The organism is Streptomyces sp. NPDC005533 (assembly GCF_042871845.1).
Taxonomy (GTDB): Bacteria; Actinomycetota; Actinomycetes; order Streptomycetales; family Streptomycetaceae; genus Streptomyces.
Genome location: NZ_JBIAJH010000100.1, coordinates 1 through 7,815, shown reverse-complemented (window position 1 = coordinate 7,815; position 7,815 = coordinate 1). Strand labels below are relative to the sequence as shown.

Below are 7,815 nucleotides of genomic sequence, written 5' to 3'. Positions count from 1 at the left end.
GACTGCTGCCCGAAAGGAGCCAGCCTCCACCACGCCGTCCAGGCCGTCGCAATCATGCACAACCTCACCATGGCTAGGTGAAACAGCAGGTCAGGGGTTCGCTGTCGGGCAGCGGCTTGTCGAACACCTTTTCCCCGCCCGGTTCACGGCGGTGGCGTAATGACCACCCTTGCCGAGATCCAGGCCCAAGTAGACATCGACGGCAGTCTCGTCCGTCATGCCAATCCTCTCCCCTTAGTTGCGCTCTCGCCGGCCTGACCTGCGGCATCAGCGTGCCGGCATCCACGTTACGAAGAGACTGCCAGAAGGCGCTCATGCCTCTATCAGGGGTCTGCCAATGCCTCCGGTACCGGAGACACCACCCTTTCGATCATCATGACTGGGAGCTCAAGTCATACCGGAGCCGAAGGCCGGGAGTCCCATTACGAGACCACGAAGACGATAACGGGGCCGCAGAAACGACCCCACCTGCAGCATCGCCGCTCCCACCATGGCAGAGATCCGACGGCTCATGGAACATCTCACAGCCCACCACCGAACCCGCCGACCTCGCTCACAAGATCACGCACTGAACTGGCCCCACTGACGCCAACGCCACCAGGCCAATGCACAATGCAGCCACTACCTGAGAAGAACCAGCTCAGGACACGATCTGCTGCCGGAGTACTAGCGCATTGCAACGACCGCTGAAGCGCGAGCAGGTGGGGGCGGGGGCGTCCTACGCCGTGGTGAAGGCTGGCCAGGTGCCAGGGCATTGACGGTCGCTCTCGGGCACCTGAGCGTGCGCAAACCAGCCTGCCTGGGTTCTCCAGACGATCTCACTGCGGCGGGGGGTAAAGTCGACGGGCTTGCCCATTGGCCATGTGTCGGGCACGCCCCAGGCGCGGACCCAGGCGTTGAGCTCGGGCCAACCCTTGCAAGGGGTATCGATGAGGCGGCCATACACCTTGCCCCAAACCCGGCAGAAGGGGAAGAATAGCGCTTCGATCTGGATGACGACAGCTCCGGCCCGGTTGGCGCGGGCGCCGCTTGCCTGAGTGCCGAGGTCCTTGGAGCGGGACGTGGCCGGGTGGAACTGAGTACGTCTTCCGGTGAAAGGATCCCAGAGGATGTGTGGGGCCACAGCCTTGGCGGCGTTGTTGCGTACGAAGAAAGCAACAACGCCATCGTAAGGCTCGAGGCCGACAGGATCGTTCTCGGTGGTGTTGTGGTCCCAGGTGATATGGGCGATGGCCTTAGCAGGCCCTCCGCCGGTGGGTAGGGGGTGACCGATGTCGAGCCGTACCGCGTCTGGCATCCAGAGTTGGGACATGGGCGCTCCTGGGTAACGAGAAGGCCGTAACGTGCGCAGGCGCGGTGCGTGTTTCGCTGACCCTTTGATCGTTTAGAGAGACATCAGCCAAGCCAGACATCGGTCTGGTTGACGACGCCCCGGCAGATTCCGATGGTGCTGGTCGTGCATACATCGTGGGGATAGGGGGGAGACAAAGGGAAGCTTCTACTTTCTGCCACCGTCGAGGCCTTCGGGCTGACCGATTGCCCATTCGGCACATCGGCTCCTATCAGCGGTTTCCACCCAAGAGGATCCATGGGGGAGAATATGACGGCAGGGCACACTGGGCTGCCGCGTGCCTCAATCAGCAGCCCGAAGCAGGGAGTACTGGCTGACCCCGGGTTGCTGAGTTGGTCTTCATTGCTTCCTCATGCTGTTGGCAAGCGGCTGCCATGACCAGGGGTGCGACTTCGTAACACCGTCGGTCACGGATCAGGGCCCAGATGACGTTGACACGTCGGCGGGCGAGGGCGAGCACGGCCTGGACGTGTTGGTTTCCCTCGGGACTTTTGTGGTCGTAGAACTTCCGCGAGTTCGGTTCGTAGCGGACGCTGACGAGTACGGAGGTAGAAGTCGGGCTGGAGTCTTCGGTGGTAGGTGACTGGCTGGTGGAGGCTGCCGCTGACCTTGCCCGACTCGCGGGGTGCTCCGGCGAAAAGCCGCGAGAGCGTCCGCGAGGCCGAAGTCGTCCAGGCCCCCCCGACGACGGCGCGGAACTCGGAGCCGAGGATCACGCCGATGCCCGGGACGCTCTGGACTATGTCGGAGAGGTCGTGCTCGCGAAACCGCTCCTTGATGAGCTTGTCCAATCTCGGAGATCCGCTCCTCGAGCGCCATCACCTCCTCGGCCAGGGTGTGAACCGGCTTCGGGAGGTCTTCTCCCCAGGGACGCAAGTGCGCGCTGGCGTTCAGCAGTCTCCCCAGCCGTCTCTGCCAGGGACCCCGCGGTCGGACGTTGCGGTTGGCCATCCATGTGGTCAGCAGGGTGATGCCGGCCTGGCGGATCGCAGCCGGGGTCTAGTAGCCCGTCAGCAGCTTGAAAGGGCCGGTGTTGGTCACGTCCAGGGCCGGTTCCAGGGCGGCGAACATGCTCAGCAGGGGGCGGTTCACCGAGCGGGTGCGGTCCTCGCCCATGTCGGTGCGGCGCCCGGTCAGCAGCCGCAGTTCGATGACGACTCGTCATTGGGGCGGATGGGCCGCAAGTCGCGGCGGCATCCTGGCTTGGTCGGCGATCACGTACGCGTCGCGGGCGTCGGTCTTGCCCTTGCCGCGGTAGCCGTCGGACGCCCGGTTCACCAGGCGGCCGGAGATGTATAGGACCTCTTGGTCGTGCCCGATCCGCAGGGCCAGCAGCAGCGCGGACTCACCGCTCGTCATGTCGATGGCCCAGGCCATCTGAACCGTCTGCGAGGGCGAGAACGTCCCCGATCAGCTAGACCACGACGCAGGCGGGCAGTTTACGCAGGCGGCGCTGCCCGCTGCCGGTCTCGGCAAGGACGGCGTCGACCATCACGAACGGCACGATCCGGGTCAGTGCCCCTATAGGTCCAGGCGCGAACACGTCCTCAGCTACTACGACTTCACGGGTGATGACACACTGGCCTGACAGCGGAGCCTCCGGTGCTGTGAACGGCTTGTCTTGATGGACCCGTCAGTTAAGCCGGGGCTCCGCTTCCTGCGTCAGGCCATCACACGGAATACGCTCCCACCAGCACAAACACCCTTAACTTCATGGCCGCTAAAGCCGACGGCGCCACCTCCGACCCCCCACAGCGCCAAGCTGTCCCTGGGCAGCCTCCGCCTGGATGTCCGGCACCGCCGTTGCCCCAGCCGAAGGCACCCCGCTCTCAGCTTCCGCCGCCGTCTACGGTTTCGTCCAACTCACGCCCGCCGTGGAGTTCGCCTACGACGGCAGCGCACGCCTGCACGATTTTAGGCATATTCGGCGACTGGAAAGCCCAGTGGTACCTCAAAGGTCGCGTGGCCGGCGGCGCCAAGCACCGCATCCCGTTCGCCGGGCTGCACGCCGACCCTGTTATCCATGTCGTTACCTGCCCGTCGTCGTCAATCTCGACATGACCTGCTACATCCGGATAGAAGCGGGCGGCAGCATCACCCTGGACGTAGAAGAGAACGTCAGCGGCGACTTCCACGCCGCTGCTGACCACACGAAGGGCATAGGCTGGACCCCGGCCAGTACGTGGGATGTCAAAAGCTCGCCGATCAAAGCATTCGTTACATCTGCGAGCGCCACGAAGGCAACGTTGGGCACCGAGGCATCCGCCGGGCTTTACGGTATGGTCGGGCTCCTCGCGCCTTCGGCCCGTACCTGCGCGGCGGGGCCGCCGCCACGGCTGCCGCGGCCACAGATAGCACCACGTTGATTGTGGGGACCTGGGGCCTCTTCTATTGCGGCTTCGATCTGAACGGCTATCTCCAGCTGCAGCTCTCCATCTTCGGGACCCTCTCGTGGAGCGCCACATTCCGCTAGGCGGACTCAACCGCGAATGGCACTCGCGAACAGCCGTGCAGGCGCCTCCGTGTCCCCATATGCGTCCCCGGTCTCAATCTTCGGCCAGCCTGGCGCATAACCTGCTCGCCGAACCAGCCGCGGCCGGAGCACCCATTTACCGATGCGCTTGGTTATCAGCCATCTGGAGGGCTGAAGGGACAGTCTCCGGCAGATGCGGCCAGATTGTGGTGGCATCGGTGAGATGAAGGATACTTTCGGATGCGACGAGTTGGCCCTTCGTTCCGGCACGGGTGGCGGGGGTCGGATGGCTGCCCGCCATGCCGTAGCGTCCCGCGCGATCGGCGGCGAGGATCTGCGGCTTCTGCTCGACATGCTCGGGTTGTGGCCCGATGCCGATCCGCCAGATGGCGACACGCGCTGACTCGCGAGGCCGTGCTCGGGAGGCGAATCCCCCTCTCATGCCTCGCGAAATTTTGATCTTGCTCCTCCCTGCAGGACCATTTCGATGGGATGGCCAGACCGCCATTTGCGGCACTGATGGGCCTGCGGAGGCCGAAGCCTCAGTACAGCCGATGGGAGTTGTCCATGAAATGGTCGGTGCGCCCGACCGACTGCGGATCGTGGCGGCGGCCACCGGTACGCCGCCTTATCCCTATGACGGCTGGTCTCTGGCTGATCGCCGATCACCTGGTGGACACGGGCATCTCCGCCTCCCAGATCGGACGGGTCCTGGCCGCGCTCCAGGTCAAGCCGCACCGGGTCCGTGGCTGGCTGACCCGGCCAGCCGACCCAACTTCTTCAGCAAAGCAGCCGAGCTGGGTGCCCTTCACCGCAAGCGTCCGCCGGACTCGGTGGTGATGTCGGTTGACGAGAAGTCCTCGATGACGCCCCGCTCCCGCAGGCATCCAGACCGGCCGCCTGCCCTAGGGCGGGGGCGCCGACGGGGGTTCGAGTACGTCCGGCACGGGAACTGTCCCGGTCACCGCCGTGGGGGGATGTGCACCGGGCAGGCCGTCGTGGACGAACTGCCACGCAACGACTCCGCGTACTTCATCAGGTTCCTGGCCCGGCTGGAGAGATGCATCCCGGGCGGGCTGACGATCCATCTGGTCCTGGACAAGGGCTCCACGCACCTGGCGCCGTCCTGCGTCAGGGGGACTTCTCCTCGTGCAAGGACCTGCTGGAGAAGGCCACCGACTTCACCGTCACCCACAACGAGATCGCTTGCCCGTTCCGTTGGAACTACGAGGGCCGGCCCTGCCCAGACTGAACACGAGAGCGCCGCCGTGAAGAAACCGCCGTGCCCGCTGACTCCGTTGCAGATCAAGGTCACCCTGGCCGAGATCCGCCGCCGGTCTGGCGACGGCTGCAGGTCCCGGCCGACCTCACCCTCGACCGCCTGCACCTGGTGATCCAAGCCGCGATGGGCTGGAAAACCTACCACATGCACGCCTTCCAGACCCCGGCCAGGCGACTACCGGCGGCGCGACAACGAACTCGGCCACCGCGACGAGCGCAAGGTCCCGCTCTACGCGGTCGCTCCCGCCGTCGGCGACAAGATCACCTACACCTACACCTACGGCGACGACTGGGTGCACCTCATCGAAACCGAGAAGGTCCTCCCCAAGGAGCCGGGCATCGCCTATCCGCGCTGTGACAGGCAGCAGGGCTTGGCCGCCCAAGGCCCGCGGCGGCCCCTGGGGCTACACGAACTCGATGCGATCGCCGATCCCAAGGACGAACACCACGAAGAACTCCTCGAATCGATCGATGGCCCCTTCGACCTCGACCACCTCGACATCGCGGACATCAACAAAGTCCTGACCGCCCAGTAGCCATCGGCGGGAACTTCCGCGGGGCGGCATTAGCGGCCAGCCAAACGCGCGGCGACCTGCGCACGCATCTCGGCCATGGAGAACGACGGGTCGGCCTTACGGCGGGTCCACTCCTTGTGGGCGACTACACGGCCGGAAGACCATCCGTGCGCGCGGGATATCGCTGCGCAGACCCGCTCGACTGCATCGAGTTGCGCTGCTGGGTACGGGTCATGGCCGTCGCCGAGGTTCTCGATCTCGAAACCGTAGAAACGGGCATTACCGTCCACCGTGTCTCGCCCGGTCCGGACGGGGATGGGGGCATTGCGGCGCAAGGCGTCAAGGAGGGCTGCGGAGCCGCTTCCGGCGTGGTTGGTGCGGCCGTAGCCGATGAGGTGGACCCTCCCATCCTTGGCGATCAGGCCGATGCATAGGGGGCCGTGCAGATTCGGTAGGCCGGTGCGGCAGACGCGGAGGCTGTTAGTACCTGCTGTATGATGCAACATCACACCATCGACGGGGCCCCAGGGGCCTTGGTGGTTGCGGTTGTGGGTCCTCCAGCCGTCGTGTTCGCGGATGCGGACGCCCTCGGAGAGCAGCGCAAGCAGGAAGACCTGAGCGGTCAAAGGAATGGCCGCGCGGCCTCCTTCGCCCCCCATGGTTCCGGCCAGCCACGGGTTCAGAGTGCGTCCCGGCGGCAAGTATTGCCCCGCGGCAGCCGAAGTGGCAGGAGCTGCGGCGGACGCGGCTGCCGCGATGGCGGCGGTGATGACGGCGCGCCTGGAGGGGTGTGATTCGTGCACGTGAGCTCCTTCCAGCGTACGAAGGCGGGCTGCTCGGTGGGCGAGCGGACACAGCGTGGGTCGCCGTAGCCCCTTGGCGTCACCGCATCGGATGCCAGTGTGTTCACTACAGGCCTAAGCAGGAGCCGAGGGGTAAGCTAGCTACGGAGCACGGCTTTCGGTGCTCCATTCAGTCGGTATTCAGCTGAGCCAGCGCAGCTGTCCGTCGGCCGAAGGTCTCCGGGGCAGTTTCCGAGAACCTGGGATACGGATCTCGCAAGTGGCGCCGGAGCCGGCAAAGAATCATCCAAGTCCGACCACCCGTCACCTGAGCTAGCGTGAGGCGTGGTTCGGACCAGCTAACGCAACTACAGGCTCCTTCTTGCGCAGTGAGGACCTGCGGGCCGCACGGCCCTATCGAAGCCCGAAGGCATGACGTTGGGCCCTCCACAAGCCCCTTACCAGCAGCGATCCGGTAAACGGGCGGGGGCGGCCGGACCCGGAACTCGTCAGCCCTGCCAAGCTTCCGGGAACATGTTGACCGAGATGCCCCGCTCGCCCACGGTGTTTGGCGCCAGCCGCGGCTACTGCGAACGCAATGTGCAGTCTGCAGGCCACGGCCGGGTCGGCTGCTCCTGCTGCTGCAGGAAAGAACGATCGGCTGCATCACCGGCTCCGTTTCGGTGTGGGCGACCTCTACACGTGAAGACAGGCCAGCAGCCAGAACGTGACGAAGAAACTAGAAGATCTCGCCGACCGTGCCGACCGTCTATGCCACGGTGCAAGGCCGGGGTTGGCGGACTGGAACTCTTATCTGCCGAAAGCACGCGACGGCGACCTGATCGCGTCGGATGGCGAGGCTGACGAGATGGGTTCGCGACAAGGGCAAGCCAGCGAACCGGCCCCGTCACCGGGCCTCTGACCGTGTCACCTGCCCGCGCAGTGGTGACAGCGGACGAGGCTAGGGCCTGTGTGATGTCGTGTTCATTCGCGGGTCTTGAGTAGGTCGTCGATCCAGATCATTGCGGCGCGGAGGTGGAGTCCGGCGAGGTGGCCGTCCGGGGCTTGATCAGGTGTTCGGCCGTGTTCCGTTCCTTGCAGACGTTGGCGTCGTGGCTGACGGGTCGGCCGCCCTGTGCGCCCTTCTTCTCGCGGTTTGGCGGCCTGATGCCGCTCTTCCGGGATGGCTGCCTAGATACCGCGTTTGCGCAGGTAGGAGCGGTTGCCGCGGGATGAGTAGGCCTTGTCCCGCGGCGACTGCGCCGGGCGTCGTGCCGGGCCGGCCGACGGGCGGACTCTCACCCTCGCGAGCACAGGGATGCCCTGAGGGCCTTGTCGGTGTTCGTGGAGATCGTCTGCCGGGAAGACCTCCGCCATAGGCCTCCGCGAGGTAGGCCTGGGACCTCGCCGGTC

General features: G+C 65.4%; 5 protein-coding genes and 3 pseudogenes. 3 read left to right on the top strand and 5 right to left on the bottom strand.

The window, feature by feature from the left end:
* Positions 1-718: 718 nt before the first annotated feature.
* From ACFYP3_RS36430 to ACFYP3_RS36420, 3 genes are all read right to left on the bottom strand, one after another.
* The gene (locus tag ACFYP3_RS36430; RefSeq protein ID WP_388842294.1) at positions 719-1,312 is read right to left on the bottom strand and encodes a hypothetical protein; all 594 of its coding nucleotides are present in this window, start codon (positions 1,310-1,312) and stop codon (positions 719-721) included.
* A 1,200-nt stretch (positions 1,313-2,512) separates the two neighbouring features.
* Positions 2,513-2,728, bottom strand: coding sequence for a transposase (locus ACFYP3_RS36425; RefSeq protein WP_388842292.1), 216 nt, complete (start codon positions 2,726-2,728; stop codon positions 2,513-2,515).
* Positions 2,729-2,765: 37 nt separating this feature from the next.
* The gene (locus ACFYP3_RS36420; RefSeq protein WP_388842290.1) at positions 2,766-2,894 is read right to left on the bottom strand and encodes a transposase domain-containing protein; all 129 of its coding nucleotides are present in this window, start codon (positions 2,892-2,894) and stop codon (positions 2,766-2,768) included.
* Positions 2,895-4,047: 1,153 nt separating this feature from the next.
* On the opposite strand from ACFYP3_RS36420, the gene ACFYP3_RS36415 reads away from it, so the two are divergent.
* The 3 genes and pseudogenes from ACFYP3_RS36415 to ACFYP3_RS36405 all read left to right on the top strand — a co-directional run.
* On the top strand, positions 4,048-4,227 hold the full coding sequence (locus ACFYP3_RS36415) for a hypothetical protein (protein WP_388842288.1): 180 nt from the start codon (positions 4,048-4,050) through the stop codon (positions 4,225-4,227).
* Between the two features lie 879 nt (positions 4,228-5,106).
* Positions 5,107-5,277, top strand: a pseudogene (locus ACFYP3_RS36410) (hypothetical protein); the annotation flags it as partial.
* Between the two features lie 25 nt (positions 5,278-5,302).
* Positions 5,303-5,641: pseudogene (locus ACFYP3_RS36405) on the top strand (hypothetical protein); the annotation flags it as partial.
* Between the two features lie 29 nt (positions 5,642-5,670).
* On the opposite strand, the gene ACFYP3_RS36400 reads toward ACFYP3_RS36405, so the two are convergent.
* The gene (locus ACFYP3_RS36400; RefSeq protein ID WP_388842286.1) at positions 5,671-6,423 is read right to left on the bottom strand and encodes an N-acetylmuramoyl-L-alanine amidase; all 753 of its coding nucleotides are present in this window, start codon (positions 6,421-6,423) and stop codon (positions 5,671-5,673) included.
* Positions 6,424-7,386: 963 nt separating this feature from the next.
* A pseudogene (locus ACFYP3_RS36395) lies at positions 7,387-7,815 on the bottom strand (hypothetical protein); the annotation flags it as partial.

What these genes read in the sequence shown, in the direction of transcription:
- ACFYP3_RS36430 (WP_388842294.1), bottom strand. Translation starts at nt 1,312, where the DNA reads ATGTCCCAACTCTGGATGCCAGACGCGGTACGGCTCGACATCGGTCAC.
- ACFYP3_RS36425 (WP_388842292.1), bottom strand. Translation starts at nt 2,728, where the DNA reads ATGGCCTGGGCCATCGACATGACGAGCGGTGAGTCCGCGCTGCTGCTG.
- ACFYP3_RS36415 (WP_388842288.1), top strand. Translation starts at nt 4,048, where the DNA reads ATGAAGGATACTTTCGGATGCGACGAGTTGGCCCTTCGTTCCGGCACG.